This window comes from Sorangium sp. So ce119 (assembly GCF_051524405.1).
GTDB classification, from domain to species: Bacteria; Myxococcota_A; Polyangia; order Polyangiales; family Polyangiaceae; genus Sorangium; species Sorangium cellulosum_G.
The window spans coordinates 10,702,468-10,725,531 of sequence record NZ_CP150310.1; the positions used below are offsets into that span (position 1 = coordinate 10,702,468).

The window sequence follows — 23,064 nt, forward strand, 5'->3', positions numbered from 1 at the left end:
CTGGTCCTGACGGGTTTGTCCGGGGAGCGCTGGTCCGGGAAAGGCGGCACCACCGCGGGCGTCGACGTACGTTAGCAGGACGCTCCGCGTGGAGCGTGAGAGACAGGAGCTGATCATCCGTGGGACATCGGACTGTTTTGATCTCGGGTGCGAGCATCGCCGGCCCCGCGCTCGCCTTCTGGCTTGCGCGCTACGGGTTTCGACCCGTCGTCGTGGAGCGCGCCGGCGCGCTCCGGCTCGGCGGGCAGAACATCGACGTCCGGGGCGCGGCGCGGAAGGTCGCGCGCCGCATGGGGATCGAGGACGAGATCCGGGCCGCCACGACGGGCGAGCAGGGGCTCCGCTTCGTCGACGAGCACGGCGCGACCCAGGCCGAGTTCCCCGCGGAGAACGCCGACGCCGGCGGGTTTACCGCGGAGCTCGAGATCCTGCGCGGTGACCTCGCCAGGATCCTCTACGACCGCACCCGTGACACGACGGAGTATATCTTCGGGGACCAGATCACGGGCCTCCGGGACCACGGCGACCGGGTGACGGTCTCCTTCGAGCACGGCGCCGAGCGCGATGTCGATCTCGTGGTCGCCGCCGACGGCATCCGCTCGCGGACCCGGACGCTCATCGTCGGCGATGAGCCCAGGATTCGCCAGTTCGGCCTCTACGGCAGCTACTTCACGATCCCCCGCGGCGCGTCCGACGGCGCCTGGGCTCGCTGGTACAACGCGCCCGGCAGGCGCGCGATACTCCTGCGTCCAGACAATGTGGGTACCACCCGGGCGTCGCTGTGGTTCCTGTCGCCCCCGCGGGGCCATGAGAGGTCGAGCGTCGCCGAGCAAAAGGCGCTCATCGCGAGCGTCTTCGCCGACGCTGGCTGGGAAGCGCCGCGGGTGATCGCCGCCCTGGCTGACGCCGAGGACGCCTATTTCGAGTCGATCAGCCAGGTCATGGCGCCGCGCTGGTCACGCGGCCGCGCCGCGCTCGTGGGGGACGCTGCGTACTGTCCGTCGCCGCTCAGCGGAATGGGCGCGAGCCTCGCGCTCGTCGGCGCTTACGTGCTCGCGGGAGAGCTATCGCGGCAGGCCGACCCTCGAGATGCCTTCGCGGCCTACGAGAAGCTCCTGCGCCCCCTCGTCGACATGGCCCAGAAGCTCCCACCAGGCGTCCCCTGGATCGCGTACCCGAAGTCGAGGTCCGGCATTTCGGTCCTCCACAGGGTCGTTCGGCTCGCGTCCAGCCCCCTGGCGCGGCGCCTCCAGGGCCGGCTCGGGTCCTCACCGGCCGACAAGATCGAGCTCCCCGACTACGCGAGCGGAGGCTGAAGACAGCCTTCAGCGCCGGCGCGGAGCGGGCCCGCGCCGCGAGGAGCGCGGACAGGGGCCCCGGGCTATGCTGGCGCGCCGCCAGCACGAGAGCTCATGACCAGCCCCACGACCGCCTCAGCCCCGATGGCCCCCGGCGCGCCCGCCCTGCGCCCTTACCAGCGCGCCGCCGTCGACGCCGTCCTCGCGGCCCGCAGGCGCGGCGTCCGGCGCATGGTCGTGTGCCTCCCCACCGGCGCTGGCAAGACGGTCATCTTCTCCCATCTCGCCCGACTCGCCAGGCGGCAGGTCCTCGTCCTCGCCCACCGCGAAGAGCTCCTCTTCCAGGCCAAGGACAAGATCGAGCGCGCCCTCGCCGGACAGGCCACCGTCGCCGTCGAGCAGGGCGAGCTCCGCGCCTCGTCGGACGCGCGCGTCATCGTCTGTTCCATCCGCTCCCTCCACGAGAAGCGGCTGGCGCAGGTCACCGGCGGCCGCGATATCGGACTCGTGATCTACGACGAGTGTCACCACGCCCCCGCCGAGGACAACCGCCGCGTCCTCCGCCAGCTCGGCGCCTTCGACCCGGCGTGGACTGGCACCCTCCTCGGGTTCACCGCCACGACGGCCCGCGGCGACGGCAAAGGCCTCGACGACGTCTTCGAGGCGATCGTCTACAGCCGCACGCTCCCCGAGATGATCGGAGACGGCTATCTCGCGCCGCTCACCGGCTACCGCGTCGCCACCGCCACCGACCTCTCCCGCCTCGACGCCGGCGGCCTCGACTTCGCCACCGACGAGCTCGAGGAGGCCGTCGACCTGGAGGAGCGCAACGCGCTCGTCGCCCGATCCATTCAAGAGCTCGCGCGCGACCGCCGCACCATCGCCTTCTGCGTCACGGTCGCGCACGCAAGGAACCTCTCGAAGGCGCTCAACCACCTCGGCGTCCGGTCCGCGTACGTTCACGGCGACATGCCCTCCGACCTCCGCGGCCGGATCCTCGCCGATTTCCGGGAAGAGCGCGTCCAGGTCCTCACCAACGTCGCTGTCCTCACCGAGGGCTTCGACGACCCCGGCGTCTCCTGCGTCGCGATGGCCCGCCCCACCCGCTCGGAAGGGCTTTATGCCCAGTGCGTCGGGCGCGGCACCCGCCTCCATCCAGGCAAGAAGGATTGCCTCATCCTCGATTTCGTCGACCTCTCCTCGCTCCAGCTCTGCACGCTCCCCTCGCTCTTCGGCATGCCCCGCGACCTCGATCTCGAGGGCAGGGACGCCGCGGAGGCGAGCCGCTTCTTCAGGCAGGTGGCCTTCGACTACCCCGGGTTCGAGGTCGAGGCGGGCCGCATCACGCTGCGCGAGATCCAGGAGCGCGCCGCGCACTTCGATCCGCTGAGCCTGCGCGTCGACCCCGAGGTGCTCGCCATCTCGCGCAATGCGTGGGCCTCTCTCGGCCGCTTCGGACTCGCGCTCCATTTCGAGAGGAAGCCCGGAGCGCTCACCGAGGTCGTCGTCCTCGCCCGCGGCGGTCGCGGGAAGCGGTGGCACGTCCTGCTGGACGGCAAGCTGGTCGAGCGCTTTTCCACCCTCGAGGAGGCGGTGGCCGCTGTCGATTACGAGGTCGCGCGCCGCGGCCCCGCGGCCGGGGCCTCGGCGCGGCACGACGCGCCATGGCGCAGGGGGAAGCCCCCGGTGCCCCTGCCGGCCGAGCCCCCGAGGGGCCATCCCCCGCCGAGCACGATGGAACAGGCCATGATCCTCGCGGTGTGGGCGAGGGTCACCGCGCCGCGCGAGGCGCGATGAGCCGATCCCCCCGGCGGCCCAGCTCGGCTCGGCCGGGTGCCGGTCGGACTACGGCAGGCTGAACGCGAAGAGCGTGTGCCCCGGCGTGCCGACGCCGAAGCTCTGGTACCCGCTCCCCCAGTACACGGTACCGCGCGACACCGCCGGCCCCGCGTTGACGGAGCCGTCGGCCGGGTGGCTCCACAGGACGGCGCCCGTCGCGGCGCTCAGCGCGTGCACGTCGCCGCTCATCGAGCCGGCGTACACCACCCCGTTCGCGACCGTCAGCGGCCCCCTGTCCTGCGCGCCCGCCGTGGGATCCGCCGTCTGCCACAGGAGTTCGCCCGTGGCGGGGTCGAGCGCGCTCCACGACCCCCACGTGATGATCTCGCCCGACGGGTGCAACGTATGAGCGATCTGATCGCTGTTGCCAACCGGCACATAGATCCTGCTCTCGTCCAGGGCGACGCCCCACATGATCCCGCCCAGGATCCCGCCGGGGCCCACCAGCGTGCTCCACACCACGCTCCCGTCGTCCCTGTCGAGCGCCCAGAAGATCCCGCTCTTCTGCCCGGCGCCGACCAGCGCGCGGCGGTGCGCCCCCGTGCCGGCCGTGAACAGCGCGGCGCCCGTGCCAAAGTCGTAATCCGGCCCCGTCGGGGAAGGACACCAGTCGTATCCGTAGAAGCACGCCCCCGTCCAGGCGTCGAAGCCTTGCAGCCGGCGCGCCCACTTCGTCGCGCCGGTGTCGAGGTCGAGCGCGACGATGGCGTCGATATGGTCGTCTGCCGCGAGGCACGCCTCGGCGGCGACGGGATCGTCGCCGGCGGCCTCGGCGCACCCCGCGACGGACGGCGGCACGCTGTAGTTGTTTCCGGTCGTCACGTAGAGCGCGCGCCGGCCGACGTCGATGGCGGGCGCGCCGGCCCACACCGCGCCGCCGCTGTAGCCGGCCGGGACGAGATAGGTCTGCCACAGGAGCTCCCCTGTCACCGCGTCGAGCGCGACAACGCTGCCGCGGAACGTGCAGCACGGGTATCCGTCGTCCACCGCGAAGAGCTCCTCGCGCGAGGAGACGCCCACGTACACGCGGCCTCCGTGGACGACGGGCGACTGCGTGACGATGGCCGCGGGGTGCGGGTCGACCTGCGTCTTCCAGAGCAGATCGCCGGTGCGTTGATCGACGGCGAGCAGGTACGCCCCGGCCTGCGTGCCGAGATACAGCATGTGGCCGTGGAGCGCCGGGCTCGTGCGCGAGATGGCGTCCGCCGTGCCCGTGAGGCCGGGGATCGTGCGCGTCCAGAGCGGGAGCCCTGTCTCGGCGTCGAGCTTGTACAGGCTGCCGCCCCAGTCCGGGAAATAGACCGCCTGGTGATCGACGGCGGGCGTCGCAGAGACGCTGCCGCTCGTCGTGAAGCTCCATCGGACGGAGAGCGACGCGACGTTCGCCGGGCCGATGTCGCGCTCGTCGTCCGCGTTGTGCGTGTTGGCGAGATCTCTGCCAAAGACGGTCCAGCGCCCGGCGCCCCCGCCCGTGTTCGCGCGGCTCTGGACGGCGAAAAGCATCAAGGAAACAGCGGCGACCGCGAACGCGGGCCGCATCTGGAACATACGCTTCATGAGGATCCCTTCCCCTGGGAACGTCGAGGACAGCAGCTCCCGATGTCCGGGCCGGCCAGCTCCGTTGCCGCTGCGTCTCGGATCGCGGTGAGGATTGATAGGGTCCGGAAGAGGCGTCAATCAGCAAAGATCGGCAATCTCCGGAAGACAGCGCGAAGCGCCGCTCAGGACGGTCCCGGTGGATGCGTCCAGTACGCCGACGTGTGATCCATCGGTGAACCTCGGGCCTGCGCGCCGAGAGGAGCCATGCGCGGGGACGGCGGCGCGGGCGGAGCTCCGTGGCTGGCCTATGAACGGAGCGCGGGGAGACCTCTCGGTTCTTCGCGCTGAAGACCTTGACAGATCGAGGATGGCTTGGTTGACCTCCCGTCTGGGATCGCGCCCATGAAGCCAGCGCCAGCCGGGCGGTCGTACTGAAAGCGACCGCCCAGGTCGGCGCCGCGACAACATGCTCCGTCGTCACGGTGGCGCAGAGTCGTGATTGATGCGAGGTGCGGCGATGCCCGTGGCTGGACCGAAGGACAGCCTTCAGGCCTACGAGATGCTGACCCGCGAGGTCGGCGGCCGGCGGCGGATCATCAGCGATCCTCCCCTGATCGTCCCGATGGATGAGTTCTTGAAGGGGCTGGCCCGCGAGCAGATCGAGCAGCAGGTGCGCGAGATCCTGCGCGGTTACCGCCGCACCCTCCAGACCGATCGGCGGCACCTGCTGGAGCGGTACGACTTCGCGAATATGGCCCACAAGGTGGTCGGGGTCGGGAGCGTCGGCTCGCGCGCCTGGATCATCCTGCTTCTCGGCCGTGACGACCAGGACCCGCTCTTCCTGCAGGCGAAGGAGGCGCAAGCGTCGGTCCTCGAGCCGTTCCTCGGAAAGAGCGAGTACCGCAACAGCGGCCAGCGCGTGGTGGCGGGCCAGCGGCTGATGCAGGCCGCGAGCGACATCTTCCTCGGCTGGCAGCGGGTGGAGGGCGTCGACGGCGTCGAGCGCGACTTCTACGTGCGCCAGCTGCGCGACTGGAAGTTCTCGGTGGACATCGCCGCGCTGGATCGGGTCGTATCGACGACGTACGGCCGTCTCTGCGGTTGGACCCTCGCACGCGCTCACGCGCGCTCGGGCGATCGGATCGCGATGGCGGCCTACCTCGGGAAAGCAAACTCCTTCGACAAGGCGACCGCCGCGTTCGCGATCGCCTACGCCGATCAGACGGAGCGCGACCACCAAGCGCTGGCGGCCGCGGTGAAGAACGGACGCATCCAGGCCGAGACCGGGCTCTGAGCGGCGCAGGCCCGTTCTTCTCGACATGGCGATACGCCCGGTAGAGTTGCGGGCATGAGCCGAGGGGGGAACGTGGCCGAGCTCGTCCAGGCCCGTGCCTGGTACCGGAGCGGAGCCGGCAGAGGATCGGCGCGGCGAAGCGGGCAGCCGGTCCCTGGTACGCCGCGCGCGCCGGAGGTCGTCGGATTTCTGACGGGCTCGTGATCAAGGCGCCGCCGCGCGGGCATTCAAGGGGTCGCCGTCCGACGTTCGGCGATGGTGGTGCGGAGAGACACAGTGCTTCCGGCGTGGGTACAGTTTTCGAGGCGTGAGTCGCCCCGCAGGCTGTCGAGTGAAGGCAATCCCTTCGATGCATGGATGAATCGAGCGGTGCGCGCAGCGCGCGGACGCCACGAAATAGGACAAAATCGACTTGAAGACGACCGGCAAAGTGGGGAATAACCTCAGCGGCGCTCGCGGGTCGGACCCTCGACCGCCATCCCATCGCCCGACCCCGGCGGGATCCTGCTTCACGACCCCCTCACGAGGAACGCTCAACATGCGTCTACACACTGCACGTGCCACGATCTCTTTGGCCTTGTTCGCAACGCTGCCTTGGGCGCTCGCCGCCTGCGGCACCGGAGACGAACCGGATTCCAGCGGTTCGGGAGGAAGCGCTGCAGTCGGCACGGGGAGCGTCAGCGGCAGCGGCACCGGAGGGGCGACGACGGTCACTGTTGGAGCGTCCTCTTCGGGCGGTACCCCGACGGGGACGGGCGGCGACCTGGCGACGAGCGTGGCCAGCACCGGTGGTGGGGGCCCAGGCGGAACGGGCGGAGCGACGGGGACCGGTGGTACCGACGGCAGTGGCGGCGACGGCGGCAACGCCGCGAGCGCCGAGTGGGGCCAGGTGGAGAACCCTGGAGCCGGGTGCTCCGTCGGAGCGATGCCGAGCGTCGCTTCGCTCACGGCGAACGCGAAGCTGCCGGACCCGTTCAAGAAGATGGACGGCAACCGCATCACCGACAAGAGCGAGTGGGCCTGCCGGCGCGAAGAGATCCTCCAGCAAGCCTACAAGTTCATCTACGGCGACAAGCCCGTCCCGGCAGAGGGAGCCGTGTCCGGTACCGTGAGCGACAGCAGGATCACGGTCCAGGTCAACGATGGCGGCAGCGCCTCGTTCAACCTCACCGTGAACATGAACGGGGCGACGGCGCCAGCCCCGGCCATCATCGGCTACGGCGGCCTGAGCGGCATGCCAGTTCCGAGGGGCGTCGCGACGATCACCTTCACCGCGGTCGAGTCGACGGGCGGCAGCGGCGCGAAGAACGGGCCGTTCTACAGCGTGTACGGCTCGGACCATCCCGCGGGTTACCTCACGGCACAGGCCTGGCAGATCAGCCGCGTCCTCGACGTCCTGGAGCAGAACCCCGGCGTCATCGATCCGCGCCGGGTGGGTGTGACGGGCTGCTCACGCTGGGGCAAGGGTGCCTTCGTCGCCGGCGCGCTCGACAACCGCATCGCCTTGACCATCCCGGTGGAGTCGGGTCTCGGGGGCACGGTTGGCCTGCGCCTCGTCGAGGTGCTCGATAGCTACAGCGGCGCCGAATGGCCCTATCATAGCATCAGCTACGTCCGCTGGCTCTCGGAGGCGGCGCTCGGTCAGTTCACCACGGGCAACAACGCCGGGGCCGACAACACGAACAAGATCCCCGTCGACATGCACGAGATGATGGGCCTCATCGCTCCACGCGGCCTCTACATCGTGGACAACCCGAGCACCATGTACAACGGGCTCGATCGGAACTCGGCGTGGGTCACCGCCAACGTCGGCAAGATGATCTTCGAGGCGCTCGGCGTCGGAGACCACATGGCCTACACGGGCGCAGGTGGGGGCCACTGCAGCTGGCGCTCGCAGTACACTGCATCCCTCAACGCCATGGTCGACAAGTTCCTGCTGGGCAACGACGCTGCGGCGACGGGCAATTTCGCCACGGACCTGCCCAACAAGCCGGACCACCTGGACCACATCGACTGGACGCCGCCGACGCTCGCCGGCGAGCTTTGATCGAGCGCGGAGGTAACGCATGAATCCTAGCTCGTTCTACTCTCTCGGGATCGCCCTGGCCCTGACGCTGGGCGCTTGCAGCCCTGACCAAGAGGGTGACGCCACGGGCGGCACCGGAGGTGGCGGAGCCTCGGGCGCGGTGGGCTCGGGCGGCCAGAGCCCCGCGGGAGGCGGCGGCACGCCGCAAGAGACCGGCGGCGCCTCATCGGGCGGCGCCAGCGGCGGCGCGACGTCGACCGGCGGGGCGGGGCCGAGCGGGGGCACCGGCGGTGGAGCCGGAGCGGCCACCGGCGGAGCGTCGGGGTCGGGCGGCGCTCCGGGCGGCGCCTGCACGCGCGAGCTCCTGGATGGCCTCCTGGACGACTACTTCGCCGCCCTCGCCGCCGGGGATCCTTCGAGCCTACCCCTGGCAGAAGGCGTGAAGTTCACCGAGAACGCCGTGCAGGCCGAGATCGGCACGACGGCCTTCTGGATGAACGCTGGCGAGGTGAAGCATTCGCAGCGCGCCCTGGATACCGAGGCGTGCAGCGCGGGCGCTCAGGCGGTGATTCCGGAAGGCGGGAGGGATCTCCCCGTCGCCCTCCGCATCAAGGTGGAAGGCTCGGAGATGACGGAGATCGAGACGATCGTCGTCCGCCCGGGCGACTACACGGCATCCTTCTCGGTGGATTCGGATCCCGCCGCGATCATCGCCATCTCGGACGACATCGGTTGGCACGACGAGGTCCCGGAGGCCGAGCGGGCCACCCGGGAAGAGCTGACGAGCTGGATCGACAAGTACTTCCGCGCGTTCCCCTCCGGCGTCTGCAACGTCACGGAAGCCTGCAAGCGCCTGGAGAACGGGGGAGGCAACTTCTCTTGCGGCGCCGGAGCATCCTGCAGGGCCGGCGATCCTGGGTCCAACGGCACCTTCATCCCGCGCGTCATCCTGGCCGACGAGGTGCGCGGCATCGCCATCGGTCTCACCCTCTTCGACTTCATGACGGACGGGCATCTGGACATGCATATGATCAAGATGTCCGGCGGTGAGGTGCACGCCGTGCACGCCATCCTGCGCGACACGAACGGCGTATCCGGCTGGGAGTGATGGCGACCTCCCTCGCCGGCGCTTCGGCCTTACCATCGACTCGCCGCCGCCTGGCCGGCTCCGGGGAACGCTGCTAGAGCGGCGATCGGCTGAAACACCCAGGAATGAAGAGGTTTGAGCCACAGAGGCACAGAGGGCACAGAGGAACAACAAAGAAACTCTGTGCCTCTGTGCCTCCGTGGTTCGTTTTCTCTGGGTTTCAACCTGTTCGATTTCCTGGCTAGCGCGCGTTGACGAACTGGTCGATGAAGTCGACGGAGAGGTCGACCCGTGCATCCCAGCCGTCCGTGCAGATGGTAAAGTCGCCCGTCGTGCTGAACGACGTGACGCCGACGATGGTGGGAACGCCGTTCACGTTCATCAGCGCAGGCCCGCCCGAGTCTCCCGTGCACGTGTGGTGGGTCGCGTCGCCGAGGCCGAGCAGCGTCGGGGCGACGGTGTTGATGGTGGTGGACACATGGCGCTTGATGCCGTCCGCCCAGTCCTCATCGCGGCCGAAGCCGATCAGCCGGACCGGCTCGCCGACGTCGGCCGCGGTCATCGGCGTGCGGTTGTAGGGCAGCGGCGCGATGGAGACGGGCTCCTCGAGAATGCCCACGGCGATGTCATAGCCCGCGCGGATATTCGAGCTCGTGTACCGGGGCTCGGCGTGCACCTCTTTCACGTTCACCCAGGTGCCTTCCCCGGTGAAGACGTCCGTGCCGAAGAAGGCCGTGATGGTCGCGTTCTCCACCAGCCAGGGCTCCACGCAGTGGGCCGCCATCAGGAGCACCTTCGGAGCGATGAGCGAAGCGGTGCAGGTGGAGAACTCGGTGAAGCCATCTTCTGCTGGTTGGGCCACCTGCAGGTACGCCACCGCCGGATCGCCCTCGTCGACGGTGCCTCCGATGATGGCGGTAGGATTGCCGTCCGTCACATCGGTGGAGGTGTCGTCCACCTCTCCCGCGCACGCCGAAAGGATGACCGCCGAAGCAAGAACAGCGTGAATTTTCATGGTAAACTCCGTCGAATTGGGGCGCCGAACAAGACCGGACCGGGCCAGGGGGCCCGCGTTGGGTGCAGCGCCAGACGCGACGAGGAGCAACGACGCCGCGCGCCCGACATCGGCTGCATGGCGACGAGAGCTTCTGTTCGGTGCTCTTGATGCCGTCACGGGGATCGATCCTTCGAACTATCTTGTCGGTCCGTGATCGACCCCAGGGCCGCTGGCTCACGGCGGACGCGGGCGGTCACGCGCGCGGTGACGGGCGTGTCGCCGGCCAGCGTCGGACGATGAGCGCGCCGGCCGACGTCGACGCGGCGAGCGCCGTCACCGCCATCCAGCCCCACTGGGCGAAGAGCACGCTGCCCAGCGCGGCGCCGAGGGCCATGCCGACGAACATGCCGACGAAGAGCACGGCGTTGAGGCGGCTGCGCGCGCCGGGCTCGATGCCATAGACGAGGGTCTGGTGCGCCACCAGCGCGGCCTGGATGCCGAGCTCGAAGGCGACGGCGCTGGCGCCGAGCAGCCACAGCCGTCCGCTCGCCGACAGCCAGGGCGACAGCGCCATGGCGGCGAAGGCCACGAAGGAAAGGGCGGCGGCCATGCGCGTCACCCGTTCGGGCCCGTGGCGGTCGGCGATGCGGCCGGCCAGGGGCGCCCGCTGGAGCGCTCGCTGGGCCTGCCGTTGCTGCAGCGCTCCACGCACACGATGAAGCTGACCGAGGACGGCGAACGCTGCTTCGAGCGGGCCAAGGCGCTGCTGGCCAACCTGGAGGCGTTCGATCCGGACATGCGAGGCGACCGCGACCAGCCCGACGGGACGCTGCGCGTGGTCGTGCCGCACGCCTTCGGTCAGCACCAGCTCGTCGAGCCGCTGGCCGACTACCTGCGCCGCTATCCGCGTGTCTCGGTCGAGTGGCTGCTGCACGACGGGTCGCCGAACTTCATCGCCGACGGCATCGACTGCGCGCTCCTCGTCGGCGCCGTGGCCGATCCGGCGGTGGTGGCGATCCGCCTGACCGAGGTGCCGCGCATCGTGGCCGCCGCGCCCTCGGTGCTGGGCCGGGCCGCGCCGCCGGCCCATCCCTCGGACCTGGCCGACATGCCCTGGCTCGCGCTCCGCACCTACTACCGTGACGCGATCACGCTGACCCGTTCCTCGGATGGTCAACGGATCGAGCTCGCGATCCGCCCGCGCATGAGCACCGACAGCCTGGTTGCCCTGCGCAGCGCCGCGCTGATGGGCCTCGGCGTGTGCGTGGCCTCGTCCTGGCTGGTCGCCGACGACCTGGCGCAGGGGCGGCTGCTGCACCTCGCGCCGTCGTGGCAGGCGGACCCGCTGCCGCTCCACCTGGTCTATCCCCATGCCCGCTTCTACCCGGCCCGGCTGCGTCGCTTCATCGAGGCGATGCGCGCGTCCGTGCCGGCGGTGGTCGACGGCGCGGCGGCGCGGTAGCGATTCACGACCCCGTGGGGTCGTCTCCGTCAGAACACCGATCGCGAAGAGCGCCTCTGAACTCACCCTCTTCGAGCCGCAGCTGGTCGTCGATCCGCATGGCCCGCTTGGTGAGCCCATCCGCCCGTTGGCGTGGTGGCTCAGGGTGTGCCATGTCCCCGCACCCCTGACAGGCGTCGCACAGGGGCTGGAGGGCAGGCTGCGACGATGGGTCGGATCCCGGGGTGGTCTGGCCGTTGCACGCGTCGAGCGCCGTGCGCAGGTGCGCGCTCTACCTTGAAGCGGGGGTTCTCGTGCTCGACAAGAGGATGCTCTGGGTGCTCGTGCTCGGTTTCAGCTCGCTCGCGAGCGGATGCAGCATCACCACAGCAGCGGGTGACGGAGGAGGCACCGGCGGCACCGGCGGCACCGGCGGCACCGGCGGCACCGGCGGCACCGGCGGCGCAGGTGGCACCGGCGGCACCGGCGGCGCAGGTGGCACCGGCGGCACCGGCGGCGCAGGTGGCGGCGGCAGCGACACCGAAGGCGGCGCCGTCGTCCAGCATCACATCAATCTGTATGATTGCAATCTTCCGCTCGCCTGCCAGCAGATGTTTTATCACTCCGGCGACGTGAGCCCAGCGCAGGCTACCAACTGCGCGGCCAAGCACATCGTTTCGGGGAGCCCCGCGGTGCTGAGCGCCCTCGACAGCCCGGGTGGAGGATGCAGAGAGACCGAGATGCTCATCGTGGTGCAGGGGGATGGCAAGGCCCTCGTCCAGTCGCGGCACCGCACCTCCGACGAGTTCTCGTGCGAGCCGGGCGATCCCTGGGAGGCGTCGTCTGCCCACCAGATTTGCGACATCGTGCTGGCGGACCGCACGGAAGCCGCGTGTCAGGCCGACGAGTGGGGTGACTGTCACTGGACGCCGTTCGGATGGGCGAGCACAGGGCAGCTCGCGAGCTGCCAGGAGGTCGAGGACCGCACCTGTGCGGAGGTCTCCGGCCTCCTCGATTAGCCGTGTGGCGGGCGCGTCGCCCTCCCGGATCTCAGGAGCACGCCCCCGGACGCGGGGCAGGAGCTGGGATCGAACCAGAGCGAGACGGGCTGGGCCCCTCGCGGCGCTGGGCGCCCCATCGAGGCGCGCGAGAAGCGCGCCACGGGCTCGCTCGCCCGCCCGATCCGCCGTGCGGCACCGGATCCTCGTACCACGGAGGAGGAAAAATCGGCTACATGTGGACGAGGAGGGAACGGGCACATGAAGGACTCGCCTACCTCGAGCGGCTCGATGGCCGCGCGGGCAAAGGGGCTGGAGGGCGCGCTGGTCGAGCGGATATTTGACGTGGCGCCGACCATCCTCTGTGTCCTCGATGTCAGGGACAGGCGCATCGTCGCCTGCAATCGCGCGTTCGTCCGCGCGCTCGGGTTCGGCGACAAGGAGACTCCGGAGCGCGCCTGGGAGACCCTTGTGTCTCGCGTCCACCCCGAGGACCTCGACGCGTCAGCGGTTCACGCGGCGCAGCTCGGGGCGTCTCAGGACGGCGAGCCCCTCGAGCTCGCGCTGCGCGCGCGGTGCGCCGGAGGCGCCGAGCGCGTCCTTGCCCTGCGCTGCGTGGTCCTCACGCGCGGCGACGACGGGGCGGCGCATCAGGTCCTCGTCTCGGCCGAGGACGTCACCGAGCAAAGACGTCGTGAGGTGGAGCTGCAGAAGAGCGAGGCGCTGTTCCAGGCGTTCCTCGAGCACATGCCTGCCATGATGTTCGCCAAGGATGCCGACAGCAGGTATGTCCTGGCGAACGCTCAGTTCGAGCGGTTCATGGGGATGGCGCCGCACGGCTGCGCTGGCCTGCGGGACCTCGACATGCTCCCGGAGGACGTCGTCGCGAAGGTGAGGGCCGCCGACGACGAGGTGAGGAATACCGGTGTCGCGACGTCGTTCGAGGAGAGCGTTCCTCACCCAACAGAAGGGATGAAGCAGTTTCATTCGGTCAAGTTTCCCGTCCGGGGTCCTGGCATCCCGGACGGGACGGTCGGGGGTGCGGCCATCGACATCACGGCCATCAAGCGGGCGGAGGCCGAACGCCAGGAGGCGCAGCTGGCGGTCATCGAGGCGCAACAGGCGACCATCCGGGAGCTCGCGACGCCGCTCTTGCCGATCGCCGACGGGGTGATCGTCATGCCGCTCATCGGCACGCTCGACCCCGAGCGGGCGAGCCGGATCATCGAGGCGTTGCTCGCCGCGGTCGGCGCGCACCAGGCGGCGATCGCCATCATCGACATCACGGGGGTGAGATCGGTCGACGCCCATGTGGCGGGGGTGCTCTTGCAAGCCGCTCGCGCCGTGAGGCTGCTCGGGGCGAGGGTCGTGCTCACGGGCATCCAGCCCGCCATCGCGCGGACCCTCGTCGACCTCGGCGTGGAGCTGCAGGGCCTGGTGACAGAGGCCACGCTGCGCGGCGGCATCGATCACGCGCTGCGGACCAGGGAGCGCAGAGGGCGTTCCATCCCGGGCTGAGCGGCCGCCTCGCCGCCGGGGTCGGTTCGAGGGACGCGCGGGCGGTCGACTCCGGTAGTCTCCCCGTCGGACCACAGCGATCGCGAAGGGTGGGCCTCATGCCGAAGCTTCACGAGATCCGGGCGGACCACGACGCGGAGACCATCGTCATGTACCAGGCCTACGCGCCGGCGATCGCCGAGCCCGCGCTCGCTGCCCAGCGCTTCGTCGCCCCGTTCTCGTTCGGCCGGATGACCTGGATCAAGCCGTCGTTCCTCTGGCTCATGCACCGCAGCAACTGGGGGCGAAAGGCCGGGCAGGAGCGGATCCTCGCCGTCCGCATCCGGCGTACAGGCTGGGAGCGGGCGCTCTCCCTCGCCGTCCTCACCTCGCCGGAAGCGACGGTGTTTCGCTCGCCGGACGAGTGGAGCAAGGCGTTCGCCGAGGCCAAGGTGCACATCCAGTGGGACACCGAGCGCAACCTCCGGGGTGGCCCGCTGCCTTGCTACAGCATCCAGGTCGGCATCGGCCGCGATCTCATCCGCGAGTACGCAGAGAGCTGGGTCGTCTCCATCGAGGATCGAACCCCCCTGGTCCGGAAAATGTACCAGCAGATCCAGGCAGGCCACGCGGACAGCGCGGCGAAGTTGCTGCCGCGCGAGAGGCCCTACGCCGTGGACGAGGCCATCGCCAGGCGCCTGCTCATCGACCCATGACGAGACTGCCCAAACGAACAGAATGCTTCCAATAGATTGGCGTGAAATCCAGCCGGCGGGAGGCGCTGCTGCACATTGCTCTCCGGACGCCCCCTCGCCGGCGGGGCGAGGTCGGTGAACCACCGACGAGAGGAGAGAGCATGGCATCGAGAGCGAAGAGGATCCTGGTCATCGGCAGGAGGGCGGATATCCTCGAGCGGAGCGTGGCAGCGCTGAACCAGCAGGGGCACTCGGCGGTCGGCACGGTGAGCGAGTCGCCGGACACGGAGTTCCACGCCGGCGACTTCGACCTCATCACCCTCGGCGGCGGGGTGGACGCCGCCACCCGGGAGCGCCTCCACGCGCGCTTCAAGGAGCAGAACAAGGATGTGATGGTGCTCGACGTGTATGCCCCGATCGCCGGCCAGCAGATCGCCCGGGCGCTCAGGAGATCTTCCGTCGACGGAGAGCTCGGGAGCGCCTTCTCGGTGACGGAGGGCGATGAGGCGTTCGTCGCGCGCGCGACGATCGAGCGCGCCTGTACGCTGCGACTCGACATCTACAGCTACCCCGGCTCCGCCCTGGAGCCCGAGGTCGCGCGCGTCGTCTACACCTCCGTCACCCCGGGGACGCACGAGTTCGAGCTCGCGAAGGAGCTCGCGCGCGGCGGGTTCATGGCGGTGCTGACCTTGAACGGCGAGGAGCACCACCTGCACCGCCTGGAGCCGCACCCGCGGTGAGCCGCCGGGCGCGCGCGGCGCCCGGGATACGGGCGGACAAGGGGCAGCCGGCGGTGGCCCTCCTCCGCAGGCTCCACGCCTTGGTCAGCGGCCTGGCGCCCCGATCGCGGTCAGCTCGCCGGGGGCGGCGGGTTGCAGCCGCAGACCGACATGCGGCCGGGCTCGGTGGTCGTCCACTGGCCGCTCCAGGTCACGCGGCGGAGCTGTTCTGGACACTTCGTCTGTGCGTCTTCGTTGTTCCAGATGGGCCCGACCGGCACGTCCAGCCCCTGGACGGTGCCGCAGACCGACATCCGGCCGGGCACGGTGGTCGTCCACTGGCCGTTCCACCTCAGGCTGCCACAGACCGCCGGACATTTGCTCTGCGCGTCGGCGTTGTTCCAGATCGGACCGGCGCCGACGTCGAACGCCATGGCCGTACCGAGAAGGAACACCCCGCCAGCGATCGCAAATAGACCGGCCACGAGCGTTTTGTTTCTCATGATGGACTGTTCTCCCTCGCTTCCGCTGTCAGCTCTCCGGGGGGGAATCGTGGTCATGCGCGCTGGATCGAGCGCGCACGACCATCTGATCACTTCTTGAGCTGGCCGACACGCCGTCAAGCTCCCGAGGCACCCGCCCTCAAACACCCTGAAAAATTCACAGGGAGGCGGGGAGAAGAATCTTCAAATTCTCCCCGTCTCCCCGCCTCCCTGTTCAATTTTTCTGCTGAAAAGGGCCACGAACCAAGGACATTCCCAAGGCATCCCGGGAGCCGCCGCAGATCGCCTTCAGCCCGCAGGATCCGGGATCAGCCCCCGCAGCCGCTTGATCCCGTGGTGGAAGTTGGCCTTCGCGCTGTCCTCGCTGCAGTCGGAGAGCGCCGCGATCTCCTGGAAGGACAGCTCGTGGAACAATCGGAGCTCCACGGCGAGCCGCTGCTTGGGGGGCAGCTCGGTGAGGCGGCGCGCCACCCTGGCCCAGACCTCCGCGGCGACGAGGCGGTTCGTCTCCAGCGCGCTCGTGAACGCGGGGAGCTCGTCGAGCTCCACCCCGGGCGCGGCGCTCCGCTGGCCGCGGAGGTGGTTCAGCGCGAGGTGCACGGCGATGCGGTGGATCCACGTGCGGAACGTCGACTCGCGCCGGAAGGTCCCGAGCTTCTCCAGCGCTCGCAGGAGCGCCCGCTGCGTCACGTCCTCGGCGTCGTCCTCGCTCCGCACGTAGCGCCGCACCAGCCTGCGCAGCGAGTCGCGGTGCCGCAGCACGAGCTCGTCGAACGCGGCCCGGTCGCCGGCGAGGAAGCGATCGAGGAGCGGCGCGTCCTCGTCGGCCGGGCGTCCCTCGTCGTCGGCAGGGGTGTCAGGGCCAGGGGTCATCGCGTGTCCTCCGGCCAGCGAGGATAACCGAGTTCCCCGGGGCCGGGTCGCGCGCCGCCGGCGCTCGCCGCGCGCGAGGTCGGGTCACGCGGGGCCGGGTCGCGCGCGCGCCGGCGCTAGCCGCCGCACGCGAGGTCGAGGGTGCCGCTCCGGCCGCGGGAGCTGCTCCACGTGGCGCTGTCGCTGCCGTCGAACGCGATCGTGACCGTCACGCCCGACAGGCCGCCGGCGTGCTCGACCGTGCCGCCCGCGGCCGGACACGCCGCGGCGCAGCGCTCGAAGCCGCTCACCTCCGTGCTCCACGTGCGGGAGCCCGCGCGCGTGGACCAGGTCCCGTCGAGCGAGAAGCACGACCCCTCCGGATCCCAGCGCGCGGTGTAGCTCCCCTCGCGCTCGAGCGAGCGGCCGCGCGGCCCGACCGCGGCGCCCGCGGTCGTGATCGTGAGGGTCCTCGTGCTGCCGCTGACCGCGTAGGCCGCCTCGGCCTCCAGCTCGAGCGTGGCCCCGCGGGCGGTCACGCCGTCGCCCGCGAGCGTCGCGCGCAGGCCGTCGGCCGCGACGCTGTAGCTCACCTGGACGGTGCCATCGATGCGCGCGATCCCGAACGGCCCCGTGCAGTCGTTCAGCGTGGTGGTGACCGTGGTCCCCTGCACCTCGGCCGTGGCGCATCCGGCGGGCTGAAAGCGCGCGCCCGCCGCGCCCGCCGCGGCCTCGGCGGCCTCCTCGGCGCGCGTCGCCGCGCCGGCGGCGTCGATCGAGGCGATGAGCAGCGCCGCCTCGACCTCGCCCGTCTCGAGCGAGTCGCTCGCCTCCTCGGCGATGACGGCGTCGTCGGTGCGGTCCTGCGCGTCGCGGGCGAGGCAGGCCGGGAGGGACAGCAGGGCGATGGCGGCGAGAACGATGGACCGGGGCATGGGAGTCTCCTCGAGCGAGCGGTGATGGTTCGAGCGCGCGACGTCGCCGCGCAGCGGGCGTGATCCCGCCGCCGCTGGGCCGTCGCGCGCGCCGTTCACCTGGTCGGACACGCGGGGAGGCCGGGGGGGAAAATGGAATCGGCGCGAAGGTCGGCCGGGCGGCCGCGCGTGGTAGTCTCCGCGCGATGCCCCGAGCCGTCTGCGCCTCCTCGCGCCGAGCCAGCGGTCGCGCCGGTCGCGCCAGACGCGCCACACGTGCCGGACGCGGGGGCGCGGTCGGGGTGCTCCTCGCCGTCGCTTGCCTCGGGGTCGCGACGTCCCCGGCCCGGGCCGAGGCGCCCTCGAAGCCCGCGCCTGTCGAGGCGCCTCCCCGGCCGGACGACGCGCGGGCGGCGGCGCGGGCCTTCGAGGAGGGCGAGCGGGCGTTCCGCGCCGGCGATTTCGCGCGCGCGGCCGCGGCCTTCGAGGCCGCGTACCGCGCCGCGCCCCACGCCTCGCCGCTGTGGAATGCCGCCCGATCCTGGCACCGCGCGGGAGAGATCGGCCGCGCGGCCAACCTCTACGCGCGCTACCTCCGCGAGGCGCCGCCCGACGCCCCGGACCGCGACGCGGCCACCGCGGCGCTCGGCCGGATCGCGCCGCGCCTCGGGCGGATCGACGTGTACGCGCCCGGCGCGCGCGACGTGCGGGTGGACGAGGTGCCGGTGGAGGGGGCCAGCGTCCACGTCAACCCGGGCAGCCACGTCGTCGCCGGCGAGGTCGACGGTCAGGTCCTCCGGCGCACCGAGGTGATCGGCGCGGGCGAGGTCCGCAGCGTCGCCCTCGTCGCGCCGGCGCCCCGGGAGCCGGCGACCGCGCTGCAGGATCCGCCGGCGCCCCGGCCGCAGGCGGCGGCGCCGGCCGCGCCGAGCACGACGCCGGCCGCCGCCGCGCCCGGCGCCGGCGCGCCGAGCGCCGCCGCGCCCGGCGCCGCGCCGCCCCCCGCGCGCCGCCCCCTGTCGCCGGCAGCGGTGATCGTGGGCGCGGCGGTCACCGCGCTCGGCGCGGGCCTCACCGTCGCGTCGGGGCTCGACACGATCGCGGCGCGCGACGCGTTCGACGCCGCGCCGACCGAGGAGAACCTCGCCGCGGGGCGCGGCAAGCAGCGGCGCACCAACGTGCTCCTCGGCGCCTCGATCGGCCTCGGCGCGCTCACCGGCGCCGCCGCGATCTGGCTGGTCGAGTGGGGGACGCCCGCCGCCCCTCCATCGGCCGCGCGGCACGCCCTCGCGCTCTCCCTCGGCCCCGCCCGGCTCACCCTGGGAGGGGTGTTCTAGGTGGAAGCGCGCGAGGGGCTCCCGGCCCGCGCCCCGCAGGGGCCCGGCGCGGAGCGCGCGGCGCCCCGTGAGGGCCCCGTCGTGGGCGGCCACGACGTCATCCTGGAGATCGCCTCCGGCGGCATGGCCACCGCCTACCTCGCGCGGCGCGCGGGCGTGGGCGGCCTGGAGCGCCTGGTCGTCCTCAAGCGGGTCCACCGGCACCTCCTCGCCCAGCCCGAGGTGCTCGACATGCTGCGCGACGAGGCCCGGATCGCCGCGCTCATCCGCCACCCGCACGTCGTCTCGGTCGAGGACGTGCTCGAGGCGGGCGGGGAGCTCTTGCTGGTGATGCCGTACGTCGAGGCGGTGCCGCTCGCCGCGCTGATCGCGGGCGCCGCGGGCGCGGGCGAGCGCCTGCCGCCCGCCGTCGCGTCGCGCGTCGTCGCCGACGTGCTCGCCGGGCTGCACGCGGCCCACGAGGCGCGCGATCTGCAGGGCCGGCCGCTCGAGGTCGTCCACCGCGACGTCAGCCCGCGCAACGTGCTCGTGGGCGCGGACGGCCGCAGCCTGCTCATCGACTTCGGCATCGCGAAGGCCGCGCGCCGCGCCGCGGCCACCCGGAGCGGCGTGCTCAAGGGGACGTTCTCGTACATGGCCCCGGAGCAGCTCCGCGGCGCGCGGGACGTGGACCGGCGCGCGGACCTCTTCGCGGCGGGGGCGGTGCTGCACGAGGCGCTCACCGGCTGCAGGCTCTTCGACGGCGACGACGAGGCGAGCGTGCTGCTCGGCATCCTCGCCGACGACATCGAGGCGCCCTCCGCGCGCGCGCCGGGCGTGCCGCCGGAGCTCGATCGCGTCGTGCTCCGCGCCCTCGCCCAGGACCGGGACGAGCGGTTCCCCACGGCGGCCGACTTCCTGGAGGCCCTCGAGCGAGCGCTGCCGCCCGCGCCGGCCCGCGAGGTGGCCGCCCTGGTGGAGCGCCACGGCGGCGCGGCGCTCGCGGCGCGGCGCGAGGCGGTGCGGGCCTGGCTGGAGCAGGCGGAGGCGGCGAACGCGCGCGCCGCCGCCATGGCGGGGCAGGGGACGGCGGGGCAGGGGGCGGCAGCGGCGGCGGGGCAGGGGACGGCAGCGACGACGGCGGCGCAGGGGACGGCGGCGCAGGGGACGGCGGTGACGGCGGCGCAGGGGACGGCGGTGACGGCGGCGCAGGCGACGGCGACGCAGGCCACCAGGGCGCCGCGCCGACGCGCCGCGCTGGTGGCGCTCGGCGTGCTCGCCCCGGCGGCGATCGGAGGCGCCCTCGCGCTCGCCGCCCGCAGCCGCGAGGCCACGCCGCCCGCCGGGGCCACGCCGTCCGCCGAGGTCAGGCCGCCCGCCGAGGCCCTGCCGTCCGTCAGGGTGGCGCCGTCCGTCGCGGCCCTGCTGCCCGCCGAGCCCCCGTCCGCCGCGCCAGCCGCCGCCCCCGCGTCGCCGGGTGCCGCGTCGCCGGGCGCCGCGTCGCCGTCGCCCACCGCGGTCGAGCTGCGCCTCGCGGCCGACGCGCCGATCGCCGACGTGCGCGCCCCTGGCCTGCTGCGCGTCGACAGGCAGGGGCGCGCCGCGCGGATCGGGGTCGCGCCCTGGTCCGGCACGCTGCTCGTCGAGGTCGCGCTGGAGGGCGGCGGCGCCGCGATCGCCCGCTTCGAGCAGGACGGCCCGCGCGAGGCCCGCCTCCGGCCGGCGCCCACCGCGCGTCCACAGCGCCGCCCCGAGCTCCACGCCAACCCCTACCGATGAACGCGCCGCGCCGCGCCCACCTCGCCCGCCTCGCCGCCGCCGCGCTCCTCGGCGCCGCCCTCGCGGCGTCGATCGCCGCCGGGTGCACGGTCTTCGACGGCCTCACCGCCGCGCCGGCGCCGGGCGACGACGCGGGCGCGGGCGGCGAGGCCTACCTCGATCTCGACGCCGCGGTGCGCGCGTGCAGCCTGGTCTTCCGCTGCGAGGGCCTCCCCCTGGGCGTCGCGACGTCCATCGGCGTGCCCGCGGACGAGGCGAGCTTCTCGCGCTGCGTCTCGTGGCTCGCCGGGCCGATCCCCGAGGACCGCGCCGGCTTCGAGGCGCAGCGGTCCCTGCTCGCCTGCGTCGCCGCCGCGGCGAGCTGCGAGGCGGCGCTCGCGTGCGCCTTCCTCGAGCCGGTCCTCGCCGGCGACCCGCGGTGCGCGCCCCCGGAGGACGACGCCTGCGGGGACGGCGAGGCCCGCCGCTGCGCCGAGCGCTACCTCGAGCGCTGCGCGTCCCCGCGCTTCAGCCCGGGCAGCGTGTGCCGGGTCGGCGCCGGCGGCCACGCGCGCTGCGCCCTCGGCGCCTGCCTCCCGGCCACGCACGGCCCGCCCCGCTGCAACGGGAACACGCTCATCCTCTGCGAGCAGAGCAGCCGCCTCCGCGTCGCCATGGACTGCACGACCCTCGGCCTGACCTGCGCCGAGGGCGCGCAGGGCGTGAGCGCGATCTGCGGCGCGAACGGCGCGATCCTGCCCTGCGAGGACCCGGGGAGCGTGGCGTGCTCGCCCGACGGCGCCCGGGCGCGGATCTGCACGGGCGCGGTCGCCTCGGAGATCGACTGCGGCGCGATCGGGGGCGCGTGCGTCGCCGAGGGCGGCGGCGCCCGCTGCGCGCGCCCGTCGGACGCGTGCGCGCCGTCGGACGAGGGCGTCGACGCGTGCGAGGGCACCGTCCTGTCGCTGTGCATGGCCGGCCGGCGCGCCGCGTTCGACTGCGCCTCCGCCGGCCTCGGCTGCCTGCCGGGCGACGGCGCCGGGCGCAGCGGGCATTGCGGCTGAGCGCGCTGGTTCCGCCCGCCAGAGAGCCGGCCAGGGATGGCCGGACTCCTTCGCTGCTTCGCGGCGATGCGCTGGTCCGAGAGATCTGGAATCACCCCTCGCGCACGCGAGGCCACAGGCTACCGCGGCATCGGCGCAGGCTCGCTCTCGCCGTGCCGAGCTCGAGGTTCCTGGGCGCCTTCGCTCATCTCACGACGACGTTCGCCGTCGTGAACTTGATTGTCCCGCTGTTGGACTGGGCCTCGATCAACAGCTTGACCTCGTGCAGGTTCCCCAGGCTAAGGCCGAGCCCTTCCCACTTGGTGAAGTGTTCGGAGACGGAGATGGTGCCGCACGTGCGCGCCGTCCGCCGGATGCTGAAGTACTGATCGAACGTCTCACTCGGACCCGTGATGGCCGGCTTGTTCACGCGGGTCTTCTTCCACACGTCATAGGTCTCGCCATCGGCGGTGAGCGTGCCCACCTCGTCCCGCGGCGTCCCGTCGGAAGAGAAACCTCCCGGCTTTGCGCTCCCCCAGTCGTCGAGGATGTAGAACTCGCGCAGCGGGTTGACGGTCCAGCCGTAGATGCCGATGTACGTCAAGCCGCCGCCCTCCTCCGTCTTGGTATGCGCGAAGTCCGCGGAGAAGGTGCCGATCTGGGCGTGCTTCCGGGTCTGGTTGAAGTCGAGCCCGACGCGCGCAAGGAAATCCTCGACGTTGTTCCACTCCGCGCTGAAGGTGGCGCCGACGCCGTGCACCGTCATGCAGCCCGACCCGCCTCCTTCCGCCCAGAGTTCATAACCGTAACCGTTGCCCGCATTGCCTCGGCTGTTCGAGCAATACTCCATGCCTCCGGTCAGGGGTGTCGCTGGCGGGCAGGTGTTCGCGGCGCCGCCCGCGCCCCCGCCGCCGTCGCCGGGGGAGCCTCCTCCACCCGTCGCTCCGCCCTCCCCAGGGGACCCACCGCCGCTGCTCGCGCTGCCGCTCCCCGTGACGCTTCCGCTAGCGGAGGTAGCGCCCGCGCCCCCGGCGCCCGGTTGATCACCGCTTCCGCTCCCGCCGGTCGATCCTGCGATCGATCCGCCGCTCCCGCTTTCGTCCTTCACCTCCCCGGAGTCGGCACAGCCCGTGAAGGCCGCGGCAGCCAGGCAAGCGGCGAGGGGACCCAGCGACCAGCGGGACGGAGCGAGAACCATCATGGTTCGAGCATGCCAGAGCATGCACGTCTTGATCAAGCGAGGCGAAC

19 protein-coding genes and 1 pseudogene are annotated in these 23,064 nt (G+C 72.0%); 13 read left to right on the forward strand and 7 right to left on the reverse strand.

What is annotated here, in order from left to right:
- Window positions 1–119 precede the first annotated feature (119 nt).
- Window positions 120–1,316: an FAD-dependent monooxygenase gene (locus WME76_RS40490; protein WP_437957501.1), complete on the forward strand. Its 1,197-nt coding sequence runs from the start codon at window positions 120–122 to the stop codon at window positions 1,314–1,316.
- Window positions 1,317–1,412: 96 nt separating this feature from the next.
- Complete coding sequence (locus WME76_RS40495; protein WP_437957502.1) at window positions 1,413–3,095, forward strand: DEAD/DEAH box helicase; 1,683 nt, start codon at window positions 1,413–1,415, stop codon at window positions 3,093–3,095.
- A 48-nt stretch (window positions 3,096–3,143) separates the two neighbouring features.
- Here WME76_RS40495 and WME76_RS40500 read toward each other — a convergent pair whose 3' ends face one another.
- A complete protein-coding gene (locus WME76_RS40500; RefSeq protein ID WP_437957503.1) occupies window positions 3,144–4,640 on the reverse strand; it encodes an outer membrane protein assembly factor BamB family protein in 1,497 nt (498 codons plus the stop codon).
- A 553-nt stretch (window positions 4,641–5,193) separates the two neighbouring features.
- Between WME76_RS40500 and WME76_RS40505 the strand changes: the two genes are divergently transcribed.
- The 3 genes from WME76_RS40505 (at window position 5,194) to WME76_RS40515 (ending at window position 9,104) form a co-directional block, all read left to right on the forward strand.
- Entirely contained in the window at window positions 5,194–5,970 is a 777-nt protein-coding gene (locus WME76_RS40505) for a DUF2252 family protein (RefSeq protein ID WP_437957504.1), read from the forward strand.
- A gap of 925 nt (window positions 5,971–6,895) precedes the next feature.
- The gene (locus tag WME76_RS40510) at window positions 6,896–8,017 is read left to right on the forward strand and encodes a glucuronyl esterase domain-containing protein (protein ID WP_437957505.1); all 1,122 of its coding nucleotides are present in this window, start codon (window positions 6,896–6,898) and stop codon (window positions 8,015–8,017) included.
- Window positions 8,018–8,036: 19 nt separating this feature from the next.
- A complete protein-coding gene (locus WME76_RS40515) occupies window positions 8,037–9,104 on the forward strand; it encodes a hypothetical protein (protein WP_437957506.1) in 1,068 nt (355 codons plus the stop codon).
- Window positions 9,105–9,324: 220 nt separating this feature from the next.
- Here the strand turns inward: WME76_RS40515 and WME76_RS40520 are convergent, their stop codons facing one another.
- A complete protein-coding gene (locus WME76_RS40520) occupies window positions 9,325–10,257 on the reverse strand; it encodes a S1 family peptidase (RefSeq protein ID WP_437957507.1) in 933 nt (310 codons plus the stop codon).
- A 76-nt stretch (window positions 10,258–10,333) separates the two neighbouring features.
- A pseudogene (locus tag WME76_RS40525) lies at window positions 10,334–10,811 on the reverse strand (MFS transporter); the annotation flags it as partial.
- On the opposite strand from WME76_RS40525, the gene WME76_RS40530 reads away from it, so the two are divergent.
- The 5 genes from WME76_RS40530 (at window position 10,748) to WME76_RS40550 (ending at window position 15,451) form a co-directional block, all read left to right on the forward strand.
- Window positions 10,748–11,542 carry a LysR substrate-binding domain-containing protein gene (locus tag WME76_RS40530; RefSeq protein ID WP_437962213.1) on the forward strand — a complete coding sequence of 265 codons (795 nt, stop codon included), beginning with the start codon at window positions 10,748–10,750 and terminating at the stop codon, window positions 11,540–11,542. The pseudogene WME76_RS40525 and the gene WME76_RS40530 overlap by 64 nt on opposite strands.
- Window positions 11,543–11,766: 224 nt before the next feature.
- Window positions 11,767–12,540: a hypothetical protein gene (locus WME76_RS40535; protein ID WP_437957508.1), complete on the forward strand. Its 774-nt coding sequence runs from the start codon at window positions 11,767–11,769 to the stop codon at window positions 12,538–12,540.
- A gap of 240 nt (window positions 12,541–12,780) precedes the next feature.
- Window positions 12,781–14,037 (forward strand): PAS domain-containing protein, encoded by a 1,257-nt coding sequence (locus WME76_RS40540; RefSeq protein ID WP_437957509.1) that lies wholly within the window; start codon window positions 12,781–12,783, stop codon window positions 14,035–14,037.
- Window positions 14,038–14,135: 98 nt separating this feature from the next.
- On the forward strand, window positions 14,136–14,732 hold the full coding sequence (locus tag WME76_RS40545) for a DUF4291 domain-containing protein (RefSeq protein WP_437957510.1): 597 nt from the start codon (window positions 14,136–14,138) through the stop codon (window positions 14,730–14,732).
- A 140-nt stretch (window positions 14,733–14,872) separates the two neighbouring features.
- Entirely contained in the window at window positions 14,873–15,451 is a 579-nt protein-coding gene (locus tag WME76_RS40550; RefSeq protein ID WP_437957511.1) for a hypothetical protein, read from the forward strand.
- Between the two features lie 110 nt (window positions 15,452–15,561).
- On the opposite strand, the gene WME76_RS40555 is transcribed toward WME76_RS40550, so the two are convergent.
- The 3 genes from WME76_RS40555 to WME76_RS40565 all read right to left on the reverse strand — a co-directional run bounded on the left by WME76_RS40555 (window position 15,562) and on the right by WME76_RS40565 (window position 17,720).
- Window positions 15,562–15,933 carry a mannan-binding protein gene (locus WME76_RS40555; RefSeq protein ID WP_437957512.1) on the reverse strand — a complete coding sequence of 124 codons (372 nt, stop codon included), beginning with the start codon at window positions 15,931–15,933 and terminating at the stop codon, window positions 15,562–15,564.
- Window positions 15,934–16,221: 288 nt separating this feature from the next.
- Window positions 16,222–16,806, reverse strand: coding sequence for an RNA polymerase sigma factor (locus WME76_RS40560; protein WP_437957513.1), 585 nt, complete (start codon window positions 16,804–16,806; stop codon window positions 16,222–16,224).
- Between the two features lie 116 nt (window positions 16,807–16,922).
- Window positions 16,923–17,720 (reverse strand): hypothetical protein, encoded by a 798-nt coding sequence (locus tag WME76_RS40565; protein WP_437957514.1) that lies wholly within the window; start codon window positions 17,718–17,720, stop codon window positions 16,923–16,925.
- Window positions 17,721–18,001: 281 nt separating this feature from the next.
- Here WME76_RS40565 and WME76_RS40570 point away from each other — a divergent pair, with 281 nt between their 5' ends.
- From WME76_RS40570 to WME76_RS40580, 3 genes are read left to right on the forward strand one after another with little or no spacing between them, the layout of a single operon-like run.
- Entirely contained in the window at window positions 18,002–19,036 is a 1,035-nt protein-coding gene (locus tag WME76_RS40570; protein WP_437957515.1) for a hypothetical protein, read from the forward strand.
- The gene (locus WME76_RS40575) at window positions 19,037–20,794 is read left to right on the forward strand and encodes a protein kinase domain-containing protein (RefSeq protein WP_437957516.1); all 1,758 of its coding nucleotides are present in this window, start codon (window positions 19,037–19,039) and stop codon (window positions 20,792–20,794) included.
- On the forward strand, window positions 20,791–21,837 hold the full coding sequence (locus tag WME76_RS40580) for a hypothetical protein (protein WP_437957517.1): 1,047 nt from the start codon (window positions 20,791–20,793) through the stop codon (window positions 21,835–21,837). Before WME76_RS40575 ends, WME76_RS40580 begins: the two co-directional genes overlap by 4 nt.
- 184 nt (window positions 21,838–22,021) lie before the next feature.
- On the opposite strand, the gene WME76_RS40585 is transcribed toward WME76_RS40580, so the two are convergent.
- Entirely contained in the window at window positions 22,022–23,038 is a 1,017-nt protein-coding gene (locus WME76_RS40585; RefSeq protein WP_437962214.1) for a glycoside hydrolase family 11 protein, read from the reverse strand.
- Between the last annotated feature and the right edge of the window lie 26 nt (window positions 23,039–23,064).

Bases quoted from the DNA above. Each gene is read 5' to 3' on its own strand.
- WME76_RS40505 (WP_437957504.1), top strand. From the start codon at position 5,194: ATGCCCGTGGCTGGACCGAAGGACAGCCTTCAGGCCTACGAGATGCTG.
- WME76_RS40545 (WP_437957510.1), top strand. From the start codon at position 14,136: ATGCCGAAGCTTCACGAGATCCGGGCGGACCACGACGCGGAGACCATC.
- WME76_RS40540 (WP_437957509.1), top strand. From the start codon at position 12,781: ATGAAGGACTCGCCTACCTCGAGCGGCTCGATGGCCGCGCGGGCAAAG.
- WME76_RS40560 (WP_437957513.1), bottom strand. From the start codon at position 16,806: ATGACCCCTGGCCCTGACACCCCTGCCGACGACGAGGGACGCCCGGCC.
- WME76_RS40500 (WP_437957503.1), bottom strand. From the start codon at position 4,640: ATGCTTTTCGCCGTCCAGAGCCGCGCGAACACGGGCGGGGGCGCCGGG.
- WME76_RS40565 (WP_437957514.1), bottom strand. From the start codon at position 17,720: ATGCCCCGGTCCATCGTTCTCGCCGCCATCGCCCTGCTGTCCCTCCCG.
- WME76_RS40495 (WP_437957502.1), top strand. From the start codon at position 1,413: ATGACCAGCCCCACGACCGCCTCAGCCCCGATGGCCCCCGGCGCGCCC.
- WME76_RS40580 (WP_437957517.1), top strand. From the start codon at position 20,791: ATGAACGCGCCGCGCCGCGCCCACCTCGCCCGCCTCGCCGCCGCCGCG.
- WME76_RS40550 (WP_437957511.1), top strand. From the start codon at position 14,873: ATGGCATCGAGAGCGAAGAGGATCCTGGTCATCGGCAGGAGGGCGGAT.
- WME76_RS40585 (WP_437962214.1), bottom strand. From the start codon at position 23,038: ATGCTCTGGCATGCTCGAACCATGATGGTTCTCGCTCCGTCCCGCTGG.
- WME76_RS40515 (WP_437957506.1), top strand. From the start codon at position 8,037: ATGAATCCTAGCTCGTTCTACTCTCTCGGGATCGCCCTGGCCCTGACG.
- WME76_RS40510 (WP_437957505.1), top strand. From the start codon at position 6,896: ATGCCGAGCGTCGCTTCGCTCACGGCGAACGCGAAGCTGCCGGACCCG.
- WME76_RS40555 (WP_437957512.1), bottom strand. From the start codon at position 15,933: ATGAGAAACAAAACGCTCGTGGCCGGTCTATTTGCGATCGCTGGCGGG.